This window comes from Sulfurimonas sp. (assembly GCF_027056685.1).
Taxonomy (GTDB): domain Bacteria; phylum Campylobacterota; class Campylobacteria; order Campylobacterales; family Sulfurimonadaceae; genus Sulfurimonas.
The window spans coordinates 1-18,090 of sequence record NZ_JALUKE010000240.1 but is presented as its reverse complement, the minus strand read 5'-3'; the positions used below and the strand labels follow the sequence as shown (position 1 = coordinate 18,090).

Here is an 18,090-nt window from a genome sequence, read left to right as displayed (position 1 = left end):
CTAGTAGAGCTTACTGAAGCTTCATGTTGTGGAGCTTCTCATCTTCAAGATTACGATGAGTTTTTATCTCTTGTTTTAAACGCTAGAAATATTGCCTATGCAGAAAAACAAGGTCTAACAATGGTTACTATATGTAACACTTGTCAACTTAATACGGCCATGACAAAACATAAACTCGATAACGATGAAGCACTAAAAGCAAAAGTAAATGAGAAACTTGCTGAAATTGGTTTAGAGTATAAAGGTACTTCTGCTATTACTCACTTTTTGTACGCTATTATTGACGATTTTGGTCTTGATAAAATCAAAGAGATGGTTGTAACACCACTTAGTCAATTTAATATTGCTCCTTTTTATGGATGTCATAATATTCGTCCTTCTGAGCTTCAAAATGAGACACATAACTCAAAAGAAAATCCATATAACCCTACTTCATTAGATGACTTAATCATTGCATGCGGTGGAAAAAATGTTGATTATGAAGAGAAAAATAAATGCTGTGGTTTCCATGTTGAACTTCAAGCTCCTCACACAGCAGCAGTTTTGACTGGTAATGCAATTGCTGGTGCAATGGATGGAGATGCGGATATGATGGTAACACCATGTCCATTGTGTCACCTCAAACTTGATACTCAAACAGCCCATGCAAGTGAAGCTATTGGTCGTGATGTAGAACTTCCTGTACTACATATGCAACAAATGGTAGGATTAGCACTTGGATGTTCTCCTGCAGAGCTTGGTTTGAACCATCACTTAGCAAAAGTAGATTTCGTTTAATCATAACTTTTTTCAATTTCATCTCTTTTAGAGATGAAATATCCTCCCTAAAATCTTAATCGTTGGAATTATAAATGTCAAACTCAATAGAAATAATCTCATGGAATGTCAATGGAATACGCGCTGTAGCAAATAAAGAAGCTCTTCAATGGATAGATGAAAGAGATACTGACATCTTATGTTTGCAAGAGATAAAAGCTCAAAAAGAGCAGATACCTAAAAATCTTTTTGAAAAAGAGTTTGACGAGGTAATTATAAATTCAGCAGAAAAAAAAGGATATAGTGGAACAGCTACCTTTAGTACAATTAAAAGTGATTTTTACTCTACCTGTCCTGAGATTGATTTTACTCATGAGGGGCGTATTGTAGAAACACACTATGGTGATATTGTGCTCTTTAATGTCTATTTTCCAAATGGTCAAAGAGATGAAGAACGCCTTGCTCATAAGATGAAATTTTATGATGATTTTTTAGAACATTGTGAGCGTCTACGAGAAGAGGGAAAAAGTATCATCATCTGTGGTGATGTAAATACTGCCCATAGAGAGATTGACCTTAAAAATCCAAAAGCAAATGAAAAAAAATCTGGTTTTTTACCAATAGAAAGAGAGTGGATAGACAAGTTTTTAGATCATGGATATATTGATACATTCCGTTATGTTCATGGCGATGAAACAGATAAATATTCTTGGTGGTCATACCGTGCAAACGCAAGGGTAAAAAATGTAGGCTGGAGAATTGATTACTTTTTCATCTCTGAAGATTTGGCAGAGAACCTTGAAGATACTTTCATACTTGATTACATTACAGGCTCTGACCATTGCCCCGTAGGCATTAAAATTACTATATAGTATTTTATATAGTAATCTATTTAGCTTTGGGACGAAATGCTTTAATAACATCCTCATTTGTCTCAATAAATGGACCTTCAATCAAATCTATACAGTAAGGAACAGCAGGAAATACAGCATCGAGACATTCACGAATGGACTTTGGTTTTCCAGGAAGATTAATTATAAGCGATTTTCCTCGTATGCCCGCTGTTTGACGAGAAAGAATTGCCGTTGGCACATACTGCAAACTCACTTGACGCATCAACTCACCAAAACCTGGCATCATCTTTTGACATACATTCTCAGTAGCTTCTGGTGTCACATCACGAAGTGCAGGACCTGTTCCACCTGTAGTAACTACAAGACAACATCCAGACTCATCACAAAGCTCTTTCATAGTAGCTTCTATCTGTTCTTGTTCATCGGGAATACATCTATAAACTATTTCAAAATCACTTTTTAGGTAATCTTTCATTGTATCTTGAATTGCAACGCCACTAATATCTTCATAGATACCTTTACTTGCTCTATCACTTGCTGTTATTACGCCTATTTTTATTTCAATCATTATTCATTATTCCTTTTTATAGTTTGTATTTTTTTAACTTTTTGTTTATATAATTCCAAACATACTTACATCAGAAATGTAGTATATAAATGTGTAAAATGGAGAGGCTCAGACCGTAGGGAGGATTTGCCCTCGGAATTTTACACATTTATATACGGAACCACATCAGACAAATTGCAAAAAGTGATTTGCGTCTTTTATATAGGTTACTGTTGCAACTTCTAAAAAAAAAGTTCTTGCTCCATTTACATCGATAATCTTATCTCTACCACCAAGATAAACCTCAATAATAACACCTTGATTTACTATCTTTTCTAACGCTTCCCTGCTCCACTCATAATAAAGCAATTCATTTAATTCATCTAAACTACCCTCAATTAGCTCTACTTCTTGCACTTCATAAGGCAGAAAACATGACTTAATAAACTCTTCAATATAAGCATCACTACTGCGTTTAAAAGAGAGTGTCTGTAATCTTTTAAATTTACTGTCTCTGCATTGAAAAAAAGCAGGAGAAAAAAGTTGTAATCTGTCAACTCTTTTACCATCTTTTAAAGCATCTTGCACATACTCAAATGCTTTGATCGCACCATAAGAGAAACCACTTATACTAAAATCACTTTTACTTATAAAATCATCAAAAAAAATGGCATCATTTTGTAGAGAAAATCCGCTAAAAAATTTCATCTAAATACTTTTTGACCTCATTTTTACTAATACTTTCACGCTCATACAAAACCTCTTCCACTTGTGCCACTAAGCCCTGCATAGAGAGAAGTAAATCTTTTGTCTCCTTATAAAGACGCTCCAAAATCAACTCCTGCTCACCCTCCGGTGGTAATAAAGTAGAAGCCATTCCATATTCATTACACATTTTCACTACTATATCTTTTGCTTGAAGCAAATCTTCTCTTGCATTATTTGAATGCTCAGAATATTTTATATCACACGATGCCATACCCGATAAAAACATACGCACACGAGACTCAAGTTCTTGCTTAATAAAAGGCTCATCCGTCTGTGGTGTCAAATTTTCATTAGATAACATCAGCTTTTCAAATGGTAAATCATAGTAAGTTGCCACTAAAACTTTTCCTGCCTGATAAGTAACACGAAAAGCCTTTTGCTGCTCACTTAACATCTGAAGCTTTTTCTTTCCAAACATCACTTTGTCTTTTACCTGATAAAAGTGCTCTAAAGTAACATGAAAATCATTTTGACGCAAGGCTAAAAGTGCTGCTTCATTGACAAGTGCTGCTAGTGCCGCTCCGTTAAAACCAACTGTCATATTTGCAACAACCTGAACATCTAACTCATGAGGAACTTTATCTAAATACTTTAGTAAAATCGACTCACGCTCTTTTTTTGTTGGTAATTCTACAAATATACGCCTATCAAATCGCCCTGCACGCAATAGTGCAGAGTCTAAAACATCTATTTTATTTGTAGCTGCTATAACAATAACACCACTTGAACCTTCAAATCCATCCATCTCGGTTAGTAGCTGATTAAGTGTAGCTTCTCTCTCATCATTTCTATTTCCATCGCGTTTTTTACCAACAGCGTCAATTTCATCAATAAAGATGATAGAGGGTGCATTTTTTTTCGCAGCTGCAAAGAGTTCATGTACCCGTTTTGCACCCATTCCAACATAAATTTGAACAAAGGAAGCACCACTTTGGTAGTAAAAGGGAACCTCTGCTTCATGTGCTACTGCTTTAGCTATCATCGTTTTACCAACACCAGGAGGACCCACAAGAAGGACACCCTTTGGCATACGCGCCCCAAAACTTTTGTAGCGCTTTGGATTTTTCATAAAGTCAATAATCTCTTCAAGCTCAATTTTAACATCACTAATGCCACCAATATCTGCAAAGCTTACATCACTTTTTATAGCCTCGATTATAGAAGAATTTTCAGACATTAAGGCTGATGGTGTTGCACTGTTTTGCGATTGTACTTCATCACCAAAGCGAAAATTCCTTTTTTGAAAATAGCGAAAAATTAAAGAACCAAACCCTAAAAAAACGACAAAAAAGAGTATGTAGATTAAAATATTTGCCTCAGTACCTACTGTAACTTTATAATCAACAAACATTTTGGGTGTTACTTGAGATGAAGGAATCCTATAGTACCCTGTATCTGTTTGTAAAAATACATACTGTTTTGTTGCCACTATCTTTTTTACACTCTTATCTTGTAAGAGTTGATTTGCCTGAGAGAGTGATATTGGCTGAGAATTATCTCTAAAAATTGCAAAAAGTACAAGCGCAATGATAATAAGTGCAGAAACATAGAGTGCTATACGATTTGTTTTAGACTCTAGCATAATTAAAATCCTTTTTCACCTCATAATTTTCAATATTTAGCCAATTTCCGACTAAATCTTCTTTAGATTCTACAACTATTTTATTAAAATGTTGGTCAAGTCCATGATAGAGACCATCTTTATATGACTCTATCAAGACATCTAATGTACCATTATATGCATCTCTAAACGCAAGATTTTTTGCATAAATCAAATCTTGTAATTCATGAAGTCTTGCTTTTGCAACTTTTCCATTTACCTCTGGCTTCATCACCGCTGATGGTGTACCATCACGCTTCGAATAGGTAAAAGCATGTATATGCGTCAAAGGTAACTCCGCTGCGTTTAACATAGCTTCACTCCAAAGTTCTTCACTCTCTCCAGGATGCCCAGTAATAAAATCAGTTCCTATAGCATAACCTTTGTCTGCTAAAAATTCAAAAAGTTCTCTATCATATTTGTAAACATTGCGTCTGTTCATAAGTTTGAGCATTTTTGGCGAGGTATGTTGTAGGGCAATATGCATATGCTTTTCCATCCACGGCTCATCCAAAATTTCTTTAAACTCATCCCCTATTTGAATAGGTTCAACACTTCCAAGACGGATTCTTCGCACACCTCTAATTTGAGACATTCTTTTCATAAGTTTTGCAAGTGAAGTTCTTCTGTCTTGTCCGTAACTTCCCACATTTGTACCAGTAAGTATAAACTCTCCAAATCCATTGCTTGCAAGTCTGCTTATCTGCTCCAAAATCCGTGACTCATCCATACTTCTTGCATCTCCACGAACATAAGGTATAATGCAGTAAGAACAGCGGAAATTACACCCCTCTTGAATTTTTATAAATGCCCTACTCTTTCCAATGAACTCATCTACCACCATATCATCTACATGGTTTAAGTCACCTGGTTCATAAAAAGGCTGCTCTTTTTTAAGTAATGTATCGATTTTCTGCTTTTCACTCTGTCCAAAAACACCATGAATTCGATTTTCTTTTAAGAGTGATTCTCCTTTAGTGTGTGCCCCGCATCCTGTTAAAAAGAGCTTTGCATCACCATTATGTTTTTCAACTTGTGAAATGTAAGAGCGAACATGTGTATCTGCACCATTTGTAACTGTACATGAATTAATGACAATCACATCTGCTTCATCTTCATTTTCTGTTATGTCATACTCTTTAAGCGAACTCATCATAACTTGTGAATCATAAAGATTTGTACGACAACCGAATGTTTTAAAGTAAACTTTTTTCTTCATTTTATACCAACTCATGATTATGTTCTATTGCATTTTCATTATGCATAGAGACATTTAGTTTTTGTGTAGGGTAAGCTATGGTAATATCATCTTCTGCATTAAAAGCATCAACAATATCAGCAGATATAACACTTCTCAATGTTAAAGTACCATACGCATTCGTTAAATACCAAGCTTCAATATCGAGACCATTTGACGCAATAAACGAGTAGATTCTTGGCTCAACATTTGTATTTTTTAGACTATAATTTTGTCGTAACTTATTTAACTGTTTTCTTGTAATATCAGTATAGCCTTTAGAGTATTTTTTAGTAATCTCTTTAACCAAATGCATTGCTTTTTTATGGTTTGAGTCAAAAGTAATAGTAATTTTTATACCATCCCAGACTGTTTTTAAAGAGTTATGGGTATAGTTTGCTATCATTTTTGTAAAGACATAATTATTTGGAATAAAAATAATCCTCCCAGCACGACGATTTTGCATAATGGAAGTAAGCGTAATATCTTCTAGTATGGTTATTCGTAGCAGTGAAACATCCAAAACATCTCCAACATACTTCATCCCATTCAAATCCACACGAATTCTATCTCCAACATGAATACTACCACCAAAAACAATGACAAGCCAACCAAGAAGGCTCATAAACCAGTCTTTCATAGCAATGGCGATACCTGCTGAAGCAAATCCTAAAATAGTAACAATATAACTTACATTCTCAATATAGTTGAAAAAAAGCACCAAAATAATAATTGTAAAGTTAGCAAAGGTAATAATTTTATTCGCCATATAAAAGCGTTCATTATCTGTAATATATTTCTTTACTATCAATTTAAGAAGAAAGAAGATTAAGAAGATTAAAAAGATAATAATAGTAATTTTGACAAGACCATATATTTGTCTTTTAATACTTTTATGGATATTGACCTCTGCAACATCTAATCTCTTTTGATAAACATTCATGGTTACATTCATAGTGTCAAGGGCTCTTCTAAACATCTCTAACTGTAATTTCTGTCTTTTTATATCTTTTTTGTAATCATGAACTGTATCTAACAGTGCTAGGTGATTATATACTCTAAGCTGCGTTTGCAATGTTTTAATAAGATTTTGAAGTGCCTCTTTTTTCTTTTTATACTCTTCAAAATTCGCATCAAAAGTTTTAATAAGAGAATAACCTCCTAAAATATCAAAAGGATTACTGATTTCAGGAATTTTTTCTATATTTGGAGGAGTTATAAGTTCTGAAAATGGAGCAAGTGCAAAATCTCCCTTTAAATTATCCACCTGCGTAGCTAAAATCTTTTGCTTATCAATAAGTGCATTGAGTTCTGATTTATCACTTGCATTTTTTGCATGTCTGGAGAGATATTTTATTCTCTTCTTAATTTTATCAAGATTATTTTTTACATCGAGTGCAGTCAAATAAGAAGCATAACTTTTTATCCACATATTTTCATCTGAAATCTGCATTTTTAAAGTTTTAAGAGTATCTCTGTCTTTTTTTATTTTTGCATATTTTTGAGACTCTTTTTTTGCGTTTATTAGTAAAACTTCTTCATTTGTAAGATTACCATCTACACTACTGTTAATCTCAATATTTGCATATAAAGTTTGTAAAAAAAGAAGAATTAAAACAAAATATTTTAACCACATCAAGATGCCTTAAAAGTTTTAAGCACATCTAAAATTAGGTTTTCATCTATGGTATCAGTTATTTTTACACCACCAAGATGATGTGGAATAATAAAGGTCACACTCGCATCTAAACTTTTTTTATCAAGATAAAATGTTTCATAAAACGCTTCTACATCTTCAATAACATAATCTGTTGGCAAATTATATTTTTGTAAAAGCGTTTCAACTCTCTGTGCTTCATCTTCATCCATCAATCCCATAGCTACTGCCGTTTTATTTGCCATTACCATTCCAATGGCTACAGCTTCACCATGCAAATATCGTTTATACTGCGTTTGACTCTCAATAACATGACCAAAAGTATGCCCATAATTAAGTGCTGCACGCAAACCTCTCTCTTTTTCATCTTTTGCAACAACGCCAGCTTTTGTTTCTACCGCTTGCTTAATAGCCTCTTGTAGAACAACTTTATCATTTAAATCAGCACGCTCTAAAAATTCAAAAAAATCTTTGTTAAAAGTAACTGCCATTTTTACTATTTCAGCAACGCCTGCTGCAAACTCTCTTTTTGGTAATGTTTCTAAAAAAATGGGGTCGATATATACGGCTTGGGGTTGATGAAATGCACCTATAAGATTTTTTCCATATCTATTGTTCATACCAGTTTTACCACCAACACTAGCATCAACCTGAGAGAGTAGCGTTGTAGGAATCTGAATAAAATCAATTCCTCTTTGATAAATGCTTGCAGCGTATCCAGTCATATCACCTATAACACCACCTCCAAACGCAATGAGTAGAGAACTACGGTTCAAACGGTGATTAAAGAGTGATTCTAAAATAGTGTCAATTGAAGCCTGATTCTTATACTCTTCTCCATCAGGAACTGTAATGATATAGAGCTCTTTAGCACTAATTTTTGATAAAAGATATGCTAAATGTAAACCAGCCACTTTCGGATTTGTTACAATCGCAACTTTTTTATGAAAATGCATCTTTGGCATTGTATCAATTGTTATATCATAAGAGTTATCTACTATCTGTTTTAGGGGAATATTTACTTGCATTATCTATCCAAAATTTAATATATTAGATAATACTTAATTTATACTAAAAAATGGCTAAATTATATCTGTACAGGAATAAATATTTGAGTATACTCATCGAGTTTATGGTAGAGTTTTTCACTATCAGTTGAAAAAAGAGAAAAAATATGCCTTTGAGTCAATTTATTTGTAAAAGGCAAAATTTGTATAAAATTTTCTTTTCTCTTTAAACGCCTAATAGGATTGTCACTTTCATTATAAATTTTAATTGATTTTGAAAAAATTGTTGAAAGATTGTTAAAATGTTCAATCACCTGCTCTCTATTTTCCTGATGTTCATTCATATAATTATAAAGTTCTATATTAAGGTTTAACTGCTCTGAAATATCAAAAATTGTAGCAGAAATCTTTTCTAAATCCCTGTTATCTGAAAGAATTAAAGAGACATCTTTTACTCCTGAGAGCGATTTTTTAGAAAGCTTAAGCACTGGCAGATGTACTTCATATAAAGAATTTCTTACATAATAATCAGCAAACATTTCACATGACACAATGACAAGACCGACATGATACCTACTCACATCATTTAAAAATGTAGAGCGAATATTTAGATTATCATACTTAATATTTACAATAATATTAAAAGTTCTTAAACTTTTAATGTACTCTAAAATTTCAATATTACCCGGATTTACAACTTTAATAATCAAATCATGATTAAACTTTTCATGAACATATACAGCTTGATTAACAAGTTCAGTAATTGTTTTATGGTTTATAATATTCATATCTATATAGAGCATTAAATTTGTTCCAAATGGCTCCGGAAATTGTCCAAGTTCACGCTTAATTGCACGGTAAACAGACTTCAAAACTGCAGGTTCACCAACGAGTAAAAGTGTATCGTTTGGCTGTATCATTCTTCTTCGTGAAGGCATCACAAGTTTTCTATCTCTATAAATAGCAACTATACGCCAGTTTTTCTGCTCAATTGCACCAATATGTCTATAAACGAAAGAACTGCCAAATGGAACAAGAACTTCCATTATCTCGCCCTCACCCACACCCACATTTTGGGCAATTACAGGAACATTTGGTAGATAATCTAACAGTCGTGAAGCCAATATTTCATTTGTATTTACTAAAACAACATTAGAAGCTTCACTCTGCATATTCCAAAAATTCAGTACAACAATACGCAACTGTTTTTTTACACTGCGGATGTTTTTAATTGTATTTTCAACATCTATCTGCGAATCCATCGCAATAATTACCTGTATAAACTCCATTTTAAGCAGATTAGAGAGTTTATAAAGACTTGTCGGATCAAACTCGTAAAATTTAAACCTCGCAGGTGAAGCATTTTCAAACTCTTTTTCTTTTGTTTGTACTATATAATAGATATTTTCATTAGTATGTGCTTCAATAACTCTGTTAATAAAATGTTCACCAACTGTTCCACTACTAATGACTAATATTTTTTTCATAATTATTTTCGCTTAATGAGTTTCACACCCATTTCAACATGATTCGTATATGGAAATTGATCAAAAAGTGCCATAGCTACAACATCATGCGTTTTAGATAAAATTTCTAAATCTCTTACTAAAGTTTCAGGATTACAAGATATATAGAGTATATGCTCATATCTTGTGCTAAAATTGCAAGATGCCTCATCCATACCACTTCGAGGAGGATCAACAAAAATAGAGTTAATATTGTAAGCTTTTATATCTATATCTTTCATTCGACGAAATTCGCGTACACCATCGAGTGCTCCGACAAACTCCTCAACACTCATACGAACAAACTCTATATTTTTTACACTGTTTAAAAGCATATTTTCTTTGGCTGCGTTTATGGAAGATTTAGAGATTTCAGTTGCAAGCACTTTATCAAAAATTGTTGCAAAAGGAATAGTGAAATTTCCTGCACCACAATATAGTTCAAGCAAATCACCCTGTGCATCCGCAAAGTTTTCCATTGCCCATGAAATCATCTGCTCATTAACACGAGGATTTGGCTGCGTAAAACTATTTTCAATATAGTTAAATTTATAGGCTCGGTTTTGAATATTTAGCGTTTCAGTAATATAATCCTGCCCTATAACAAGCTTCTGTTTTCTAGCACGCCCTATAAGATAAATTCCAAGTTCTTCGGCTAACTCTTGTGCAAGTTTTTGCCACGCACTATCTAGCTGCCTATGATAAAGAAGAGAAACTACAATTTCACCACTACTAGAACTTAAAAAATCAGCACCAAATAGTTTATAACCCAACTCTTTTTTTTCTATACCTTCAAGAAGCTTTGGCATAAGCTTGCTAATAAAAAGATTTACCTGTGGACAAGCATCAATAAAAACAACACCCTTATGCTCTTTATGGTTCATAGCATAGCAAATATCATCACCATCATGCCAGATTTTAAACTCGCTTCTTGCTCTGTAATGCTCATCTGGTGACTTAAAAACAGTAATATCTCCAGAAAAAAATGGTGCAAAACGCACTCTATTAATCTCTAATTTTTTATTTAATTGTACCTCATAACCACCTTCATAAACTCTACAAGCACCACACTCACCAAAATATTTACAATCCATATTTATTTACATTCCTTATTTAACTGAAGCAATCAGATTACCTATAATGAGGTTCCAACCATCTATAAGTACAAAAACAAGTATCTTAAAGGGCAGAGAGATCATTACTGGTGGGAGCATCATCATACCCATTGACATCAAAATGGAAGCAACAACCATATCTATAACCAAAAATGGTAAAAAGAGTAAAAAACCTATCTCAAACGCAGTCTTTAGTTCACTTATTAAAAAAGAGGGAATAACAATTGAGAGAGGAACATCAGCAACAGTTTTAGGATTTTTCATCTTTCTAATACGCAAAAAGAGTGCTAAATCTTTCTCTCTTGTATTTCTAATCATAAAATTTTTAAAAGGCAGCACTGTTTTAGTAAATGCTTCTTCATAGCCTATCTTTTTTTCAACATAAGGTTGAATACCTTGATGATATGCCTTCGTACCTATAGGCTCCATTACAAAAAAAGTAAGCATCATCGCAAGCATTACAAGAATTTGTGTCGGCGGTACTTGTTGTGTTCCAAGTGCTTGACGTAAAAATCCAAGGACGATTATAAACCTTGTAAAAGTTGTCATCACAAGAACCATAGATGGCGCAAGCACAAGCAGTGTTAAAATGACTAAAACATTTAGTGATGAGACCAATTGCTCAGGAGTCTTTGGAGCAGAAAGATTCATATTTAAAGTAGGAATAACAGCATCTGCACCAAAAAGAGTTGCACTTAGCACAAATAAAACAAAAAGAACTCTTATCATTTTGTTCCTGCTGTTTTATCTAAAATAGATTTACCAACTTTGGACTTTTCTGTATTTTTCTTCCCGTAAAAATGTAACTCAACACGACGATTTTTTTCTCGACCTATTTTTGTTGCATTTGTTGCAATAGGATTATATTGAGAAAATCCAGTTGCACTTAATCTTTTGGGCGCAACACCATCTAAAATAAGTTCATGTACAACAGCAATAGCCCTTGCTGAAGAGAGTTCCCAATTATCTTTAAAAGGGCTATCTGCACCAGGTTTTACATTGTCTGTGTATCCTTGTGCATCCACTCGCATATCTTGTGGTAAAGCTTCAATAATAAGCGCTACTCTTTTTAAAAACAGTAGTGCATCTTGATTTTCAATAGTTGCACTTCCAGGTTTAAAAAGAAGTGCAGCAGGCATTTTTATAACAAATCCATCTTGTGCTTCTCGTACTGTAATTGTTGGTGTCTGTGACTGTTCCATCATCTCATTAGCATCACCGGCAGCCTGTTTAATTCTATTTACAGTATCACTTGTCTCATCTTGTGAATCAATAGGAGTAGCTTCAAGCATTCTTTGTGCTGAAATTTCCGTTTGCGTTCCACCTTCTAAGACACTCATGGCACCAGAGAGCGAACCAATAGCCTCACTTACCTTTTTTGCATCCATACTAGACATAGAAAGAAGTAAAACGAAAAAGCATAAAAGAAGGGACATTAAATCCCCAAACGCAGCTAGCCATGCGGGTAGACACTCTTCACACTCTGGACATTTTTGCTTAGCCATTATAAATACTCATTAATCAAATTGACTTACACGATCAGCCGGAGCTAAATAGGCAAGTAACTTCGCTTCTAAAACTCTAGGTGCATCACCTGCTTGAATAGACATAATACCTTCAACTATCATCGATTTCACCGTTGTCTCTTCATCATTTCGAATTGTTAAAATGTTATATATAGGAGTTCCAAAAATATTACCAATCATAGCACCATACATTGTTGTAAGAAGAGCAACCGCCATTGAAGGACCAATAGCAGAAGGATCTGCCATATTCAAGAGCATTGCAACAAGTCCAATGAGTGTACCAATCATTCCCATTGCCCCCGCAAGACCAGCCCACTGGTTAAAAATAGAGCCATGAATTTTATGTCGTGTACTTGTCTGCTCCATCTCAATTTCAAGAAGTTCACGAATGGTATCAGGCTCACTACCATCAATAGCCATAGAGAGCCCTTTTTTCAAAAATGCATTTTCTTCATCATTAACATCACCTTCTAACGCAAGAATCCCATCTTTTCTAGCTTTTGTTGCGAACTCCACAAGTTTTTTTATAAGTTCACCAACATCCTCTTCACCTGGCTTAATTGCTTTCATAAAGACTTTAACAAACTGCTTCATTTGGGATGGTTTAAAAGAAACCATCAAGGCACCGATACTACCACCAACAACAATAAGGACAGAAGGAATATCAATGTACGCACCAATACCAACCCCCATAACCATAGAGCCAAGTAAAAGCGCCATAATTAAAACAATACCAATGACCGTACCTAAATCCATTCAAAAACCTTATAGAAATTTATAATTTCATTATAATACCACAAGAAATCAAAAAAATATCTTTTGTTGTATAATGTCATCACAATTATTGAGGATTAAATACAACTATGCTTGAAATACTTTATCGTTCACCAAAGAAATCTGCTTATACGCTTATAATTTTAATGGCAATTTTTTCTGCTATTTACAACGCTTTTATCCCCCTTCATGGAGATGAAGCCTACTATTGGATGTGGAGTCACCATCTCCAAGCTGGTTATTATGACCATCCACCTATGATTGCCATAATGATTTGGCTGACAAATCATATATCACAAAGCGAGTGGGGTATTCGACTTGTCAATGTGTTTTCATTCACAATCACTGCCTTTTATGTTTTTAAATTTACAAAAGAGCTCAGTGATGAAAAAACAGCACTCAATGCTGTCCTGATTTTTTTAAGTGTCATCATTGTAAATGCAGGCTATATCATAACAACAACAGATGCACCCACCATTCTTTTTTGGACACTTACACTCTACTATACATATAGAGCTTTCTTTTTTGGTAGTTGGAAAGAGTATATTTTAGCTGGTATTATGTTAGGACTTTTGATGATGAGTAAATATACTTCTATCCTCTTAGTCGCCACTATTTTAGTTTTTACACTCCTTAAAAAACGAAACATACTAACTAATATCAAATTTTATACAGCAATGCTAATTGCATTAGTTATCGTATTTCCAATGGTCTGGTGGAATTATAAACATGACTGGATTAGTTTTGCATTTCAACTTCATCATGGAGCAAGCAGTGTTTTTAAAATCAATTTTGGAAGTTTCTTTACTTTTATTGCTGCCCAATTTGGTATTTTTTCCCCTGTCTTTGCATGGGTATTATTCTATTATCTTTATAAAGAAAAGCTCTTTTATAAAAATGATAAACTCTTTTTTATAGCCCTAAGTGTTGTTATAACCATCGGTCTTTTTTTATATAAATCACTTTTTAAAAATATGGAACTAAATTTTGATGCACCTGCATATATTGGTGGTGTTATATTAGTTGCCTATGTTATATCCAAATATAATTTGAAAAAAACATTTAAAGTCGGTCTTATTATTGCGCTTATTTTTACTATTATAGGGCGTTATATGTTCTTATTTCATCTTGATATTATCAGAACAGAGATGTATAAAAGTGATGCTATAATTCACAGAGTTGAAACTTTTGCACGACCGGGAGATCATTTTTATGGAGATCATCTGTCCATAGCAGCATACCTTAAATACTATCTGCCCGGACATCCAGATACAGATGTAGCAACACCTTCACGATATTCACAATATGATATGTGGCGAAAAAAAGATTTTTTAAAAGATGGGCTAGTGTTAACGAGAAATCATAAAAGAGGCGCTGCATTACGAAAATTATATAAACATGTAAAACTTATAGATACAAATATAGTTGTTCCTAAACGAAGAATTTTTTATCTTTACAGAGTATCTGATCCTATTAAAAAATAATTTACTAAAGATTAATCAACTTTTGGATAAAATTTCTTTACTTTATAACATGGTATTCAATGAAAAATATAATTAAGTTACTAATAACTATCGCAATCTTCTATTTTCTTTTTCAAAAAATAGACTTCCAAAATCTTTGGCATATTTTGAGGAAAAGTCATGGAGGTTGGATTTTACTTGCTCTTGTTCTTCAACTTGGCAGTACTTATCTTGCCGCATACAGATGGTTTAAAATTTCCAAACTACTCTCATTCAAAGAGAGACTCTCTTTTTATGTGCAAAGTTATTTCAAGGGAACATTTTTCAATCAAGTGCTACCAAGTAGTATTGGTGGTGATGCCGTAAGGATGATAGACCTTACGCGAAAAGGGTATGATAAAAAAGAGGCATTTTATGGCGTTTTTGTAGATAGAGTTGTCGGTCTTGTCGGCTTACTTATACTTAATTTTATCGCCTCCATTTTATTTTATGGTACTTTTCCATCAGATTTTTCACGACTTATCATCTTTATTTCACTTGCAGGTATCGCGGGATTTTTCTCACTTTTTCTTTTTGAAAAAATCAACTTTTTAGCAAAATATAAATTTTTAAATCTACTCCATAGGCTTTCAGTAAGGCTCAACGAGCTTTATAATTCAAAAAGTGTGCTTGTAAAACATCTCTCTATTTCGGTTGCTGTGCATTTTTTATCTGTCTTAACAATGTATGGAATTGCTTTAAGTATCAACGCACATTTAAGTTTTCAAATGCTTCTTATTGCAGTACCACCAGTATTTTTACTTACTATTGTTCCCGTTTCATTAGCAGGCTGGGGAATTCGTGAAGGTGCAATAGTCGGAATTTTTATGCTTGTGGGTGCAGATTCTACTAAAGTTTTAGCTATGAGCATTTTATATGGTTTACTGCTTATCATCGGGGCCCTACCAGGCTCTTACTTCTGGATAAAAAATAAAAAAATAACACAAGAGGAAAAAATATGAATGTAGATACTATGAGAAATATTGATCACTATGCAGGTGTTCCACTTGCCTTTACAGGGACACTTTTACAAAAAGGTTATGAATTTTTTGTAGAACCAAAACAAAAAAAACCTAAAAATGTACTCCTTATAGAGCTTTCAGAGATGGGAAGTGCTATTTTAGTTGATCCTGCCATGCGTAAACTCAAAGCAAATATTGAGGGCGAACTCTTTTTTGTAATCTTTTCAAAGAACAAAGTCTCTCTGCAACTTCTTGAAACTGTACCTGAGAAAAATATATTTACTATTGATGAGAGCGGAATAGTTGAAATTGCACAAACTTCCTTAGAATTTTTAAAATGGTGCAGAGAAAAAGAGATAGACTCTGTTATTGATTTAGAGCTTTTCTCCCGTTTTACAGCCCTTTTAACAGCTGCAAGCGGCGCATCAAATCGTGTTGGTTTTCACGCTTTTCATAATGAGGGGCTTTACCGTGGTGATTTTTTAACACATAAAGTTGCGTACAATCCACACCAACATATTGCTAAAAACTTTATTGCCTTAGTAGATGCACTCCTCAGTGAAAAGCAAGAACTCCCTTTTACAAAACGCATCATTCCTGATGAAGAGATTCAAATTGCAAAAGCCGTTATTAGTGATGAAGAGAAAGAGTCTGTTATTGCCATTATTACAGATATGTACGAAGGGTTTGATAGAGAAAAAAATCCAGTCATACTAGTAAATTCAAACGCCTCAGACCTTCTCCCACAAAGAAGATGGGACAGGGAAAATTATGGTGAAGTCATCAAAAAGATTTTAGCTTACAACAAAAATGCTATTGTCCTACTGACTGGTGCCCCAGCTGAAAAAGAGGGAGCACAACTTCTTGCTGATTATGTGGGAGATGAACGATGCATCAACTTCGCAGGTGGTGTGAAGTTTTTACAACTTCCTGCACTTTACAGTGTAAGTGCGTTTATGCTTACAAATGATTCTGGTCCTGCACATTTTGCCTCCATTACAGATATGCATACTTTTGTAATTTTTGGACCTGAAACACCAGCACTCTACGGCTCACTTGGACCTAGTACACCAATATTTGCATCAATGGCATGTAGCCCTTGTGTAAGTGCTTCCAACCATAGAAAAACACCTTGTAGTGACAACCAATGTATCAAAGTAATCACACCTGATTGGGTATTTAACACACTGAAATTTAAGCTTGATGAACTTTCTCGCTAAAGAACATAGAAGTTTTCTTCTTTTCATTACAATTGTAGCTGTTCTACGCTTGCTTATTGCTCCTCATGTAGGTCTTGGAGTTGATGAAGCACACTATGTTCTTTATGCTATACATCTTGACTGGAGTTACTTTGACCACCCTCCTCTTGTTGGCTGGACGCAATATATTTTTACTTCCATTTTTGGGCTTAATGAGTTTGGCGCTCGCGTATCTGCGATACTTATCGGCTTTGTTACATCGCTCTTTTTGTATAAACTCATCTACCAAATAGATAAAAATGCCACAAAAACTTTCATAGCAGTTTTAGCACTCTACGCTTCTTTTATTTTTAATGCACTCTTTTTGATGCTTATGCCAGATACCCTACTCTTTTTACTCATCATTCCCATTATTTTTGCAGTCATTCGCCTTGAGAAAGAGCCCTCTACAAAAAATTGGATTATTCTCGGTGTTTTGCTGGGACTTGCGGGACTCAGTAAATATACAGCAGTGCTTTTTATTATTCCTATTATTCTCTATTTTTTAATAAAAAAAGAGTTCAAACTTTTTTACTCACCAAAACTTTTACTTGCTGCAGCAATTGCCCTTATCCTTATATCTCCAGTTCTCTACTGGAATATCCAACATGATTGGATCAGTTTTAGCTACCAAAGTTCTCATGTTGTAGGGAGCAAACATATCCATTGGGGTGGTTTTTTTAAATCTCTTGCAACACAATTTGGAGCATATAATCCTCTACTCGTTCCTTTAGCTTTTTATGGACTCTACAAATCATTTTTCAGTAAAAATGACACCATTTTTCTTTCTGGACTTTTTGGTTTAACACTTATCTCATTTTTCACCTATGCTTCGCTCTACAAAACTGCCCTACCTCACTGGTCAGCACTTTTTTATCTACTTTTTATTCCCTTAGGCACTTACTATATGCTAGAAATTTCTAAAAAATATGTCAAATACGCCATTATTTTTGGACTTTTCATTAGTCTACTCGCCTATGCAGAACTGACATTCAAATTTATACCACAACCAAATTATCAATCAATTCATAGAGATATTTAT

General features: G+C 33.9%; 17 protein-coding genes. 6 read left to right on the top strand and 11 right to left on the bottom strand.

Translation table 11 applies throughout. From position 1 onward, the window contains the following. Together MVY38_RS10575 and MVY38_RS10570 are read left to right on the top strand one after the other, a co-directional pair. Window positions 1–777, top strand: a 777-nt coding sequence (locus MVY38_RS10575) for a CoB--CoM heterodisulfide reductase iron-sulfur subunit B family protein (RefSeq protein WP_297486017.1), incomplete at its 5' end; no start/stop codon positions are given. A gap of 74 nt (window positions 778–851) precedes the next feature. Beyond that, on the top strand, window positions 852–1,628 hold the full coding sequence (locus MVY38_RS10570) for an exodeoxyribonuclease III (RefSeq protein ID WP_297486014.1): 777 nt from the start codon (window positions 852–854) through the stop codon (window positions 1,626–1,628). 16 nt (window positions 1,629–1,644) lie between these two features. Here MVY38_RS10570 and mog read toward each other — a convergent pair whose 3' ends face one another. The 11 genes from mog to MVY38_RS10515 form a co-directional block, all read right to left on the bottom strand. After that, entirely contained in the window at window positions 1,645–2,178 is a 534-nt protein-coding gene (gene mog, locus MVY38_RS10565) for a molybdopterin adenylyltransferase (RefSeq protein ID WP_297486011.1), read from the bottom strand. 165 nt (window positions 2,179–2,343) lie between these two features. After that, on the bottom strand, window positions 2,344–2,865 hold the full coding sequence (gene bioV / locus MVY38_RS10560) for a pimelyl-ACP methyl ester esterase BioV (RefSeq protein WP_297486008.1): 522 nt from the start codon (window positions 2,863–2,865) through the stop codon (window positions 2,344–2,346). Next, complete coding sequence (locus tag MVY38_RS10555; RefSeq protein WP_297486005.1) at window positions 2,852–4,507, bottom strand: ATP-dependent metallopeptidase FtsH/Yme1/Tma family protein; 1,656 nt, start codon at window positions 4,505–4,507, stop codon at window positions 2,852–2,854. The genes bioV and MVY38_RS10555 overlap by 14 nt, the downstream gene beginning before the upstream one ends. Then, a complete protein-coding gene (gene mtaB / locus MVY38_RS10550; RefSeq protein ID WP_297486002.1) occupies window positions 4,494–5,744 on the bottom strand; it encodes a tRNA (N(6)-L-threonylcarbamoyladenosine(37)-C(2))-methylthiotransferase MtaB in 1,251 nt (416 codons plus the stop codon). The genes MVY38_RS10555 and mtaB overlap by 14 nt, the downstream gene beginning before the upstream one ends. A gap of 1 nt (window position 5,745) precedes the next feature. Further along, window positions 5,746–7,398 carry a mechanosensitive ion channel domain-containing protein gene (locus MVY38_RS10545; protein WP_297486000.1) on the bottom strand — a complete coding sequence of 551 codons (1,653 nt, stop codon included), beginning with the start codon at window positions 7,396–7,398 and terminating at the stop codon, window positions 5,746–5,748. Next, window positions 7,398–8,447 carry a 3-dehydroquinate synthase gene (gene aroB, locus MVY38_RS10540; RefSeq protein ID WP_297485998.1) on the bottom strand — a complete coding sequence of 350 codons (1,050 nt, stop codon included), beginning with the start codon at window positions 8,445–8,447 and terminating at the stop codon, window positions 7,398–7,400. The genes MVY38_RS10545 and aroB overlap by 1 nt, the downstream gene beginning before the upstream one ends. 59 nt (window positions 8,448–8,506) lie before the next feature. Beyond that, complete coding sequence (locus MVY38_RS10535) at window positions 8,507–9,913, bottom strand: TrkA C-terminal domain-containing protein (RefSeq protein WP_297485995.1); 1,407 nt, start codon at window positions 9,911–9,913, stop codon at window positions 8,507–8,509. A 2-nt stretch (window positions 9,914–9,915) separates the two neighbouring features. Further along, the gene (gene trmA / locus MVY38_RS10530; protein ID WP_297485992.1) at window positions 9,916–11,025 is read right to left on the bottom strand and encodes a tRNA (uridine(54)-C5)-methyltransferase TrmA; all 1,110 of its coding nucleotides are present in this window, start codon (window positions 11,023–11,025) and stop codon (window positions 9,916–9,918) included. A 15-nt stretch (window positions 11,026–11,040) separates the two neighbouring features. Next, the gene (fliP, locus tag MVY38_RS10525; RefSeq protein ID WP_366939797.1) at window positions 11,041–11,772 is read right to left on the bottom strand and encodes a flagellar type III secretion system pore protein FliP; all 732 of its coding nucleotides are present in this window, start codon (window positions 11,770–11,772) and stop codon (window positions 11,041–11,043) included. Beyond that, window positions 11,772–12,551, bottom strand: coding sequence for a flagellar motor protein MotB (locus MVY38_RS10520; RefSeq protein WP_297485986.1), 780 nt, complete (start codon window positions 12,549–12,551; stop codon window positions 11,772–11,774). Before MVY38_RS10520 ends, fliP begins: the two co-directional genes overlap by 1 nt. Window positions 12,552–12,563: 12 nt before the next feature. Further along, window positions 12,564–13,328, bottom strand: coding sequence for a motility protein A (locus MVY38_RS10515; RefSeq protein ID WP_297485984.1), 765 nt, complete (start codon window positions 13,326–13,328; stop codon window positions 12,564–12,566). 107 nt (window positions 13,329–13,435) lie between these two features. Between MVY38_RS10515 and MVY38_RS10510 the strand changes: the two genes are divergently transcribed. The 4 genes from MVY38_RS10510 to MVY38_RS10495 form a co-directional block, all read left to right on the top strand. After that, a complete protein-coding gene (locus MVY38_RS10510; protein WP_297485981.1) occupies window positions 13,436–14,830 on the top strand; it encodes a glycosyltransferase family 39 protein in 1,395 nt (464 codons plus the stop codon). 59 nt (window positions 14,831–14,889) lie between these two features. Continuing rightward, window positions 14,890–15,810 carry a lysylphosphatidylglycerol synthase transmembrane domain-containing protein gene (locus MVY38_RS10505; protein WP_297485977.1) on the top strand — a complete coding sequence of 307 codons (921 nt, stop codon included), beginning with the start codon at window positions 14,890–14,892 and terminating at the stop codon, window positions 15,808–15,810. After that, complete coding sequence (locus tag MVY38_RS10500; RefSeq protein ID WP_297485974.1) at window positions 15,807–17,030, top strand: glycosyltransferase family 9 protein; 1,224 nt, start codon at window positions 15,807–15,809, stop codon at window positions 17,028–17,030. The genes MVY38_RS10505 and MVY38_RS10500 overlap by 4 nt, the downstream gene beginning before the upstream one ends. Continuing rightward, window positions 17,014–18,090, top strand: a 1,077-nt coding sequence (locus tag MVY38_RS10495; RefSeq protein WP_297485971.1) for a glycosyltransferase family 39 protein, incomplete at its 3' end; no start/stop codon positions are given. The genes MVY38_RS10500 and MVY38_RS10495, both read left to right, overlap by 17 nt.

Coding starts and splice junctions, on each gene's coding strand:
- MVY38_RS10570 (WP_297486014.1), top strand. CDS start 852: ATGTCAAACTCAATAGAAATAATCTCATGGAATGTCAATGGAATACGC.
- mog (WP_297486011.1), bottom strand. CDS start 2,178: ATGATTGAAATAAAAATAGGCGTAATAACAGCAAGTGATAGAGCAAGT.
- bioV (WP_297486008.1), bottom strand. CDS start 2,865: ATGAAATTTTTTAGCGGATTTTCTCTACAAAATGATGCCATTTTTTTT.
- MVY38_RS10555 (WP_297486005.1), bottom strand. CDS start 4,507: ATGCTAGAGTCTAAAACAAATCGTATAGCACTCTATGTTTCTGCACTT.
- mtaB (WP_297486002.1), bottom strand. CDS start 5,744: ATGAAGAAAAAAGTTTACTTTAAAACATTCGGTTGTCGTACAAATCTT.
- MVY38_RS10545 (WP_297486000.1), bottom strand. CDS start 7,398: ATGTGGTTAAAATATTTTGTTTTAATTCTTCTTTTTTTACAAACTTTA.
- aroB (WP_297485998.1), bottom strand. CDS start 8,447: ATGCAAGTAAATATTCCCCTAAAACAGATAGTAGATAACTCTTATGAT.
- MVY38_RS10535 (WP_297485995.1), bottom strand. CDS start 9,913: ATGAAAAAAATATTAGTCATTAGTAGTGGAACAGTTGGTGAACATTTT.
- trmA (WP_297485992.1), bottom strand. CDS start 11,025: ATGGATTGTAAATATTTTGGTGAGTGTGGTGCTTGTAGAGTTTATGAA.
- MVY38_RS10520 (WP_297485986.1), bottom strand. CDS start 12,551: ATGGCTAAGCAAAAATGTCCAGAGTGTGAAGAGTGTCTACCCGCATGG.
- MVY38_RS10515 (WP_297485984.1), bottom strand. CDS start 13,328: ATGGATTTAGGTACGGTCATTGGTATTGTTTTAATTATGGCGCTTTTA.
- MVY38_RS10510 (WP_297485981.1), top strand. CDS start 13,436: ATGCTTGAAATACTTTATCGTTCACCAAAGAAATCTGCTTATACGCTT.
- MVY38_RS10505 (WP_297485977.1), top strand. CDS start 14,890: ATGAAAAATATAATTAAGTTACTAATAACTATCGCAATCTTCTATTTT.
- MVY38_RS10500 (WP_297485974.1), top strand. CDS start 15,807: ATGAATGTAGATACTATGAGAAATATTGATCACTATGCAGGTGTTCCA.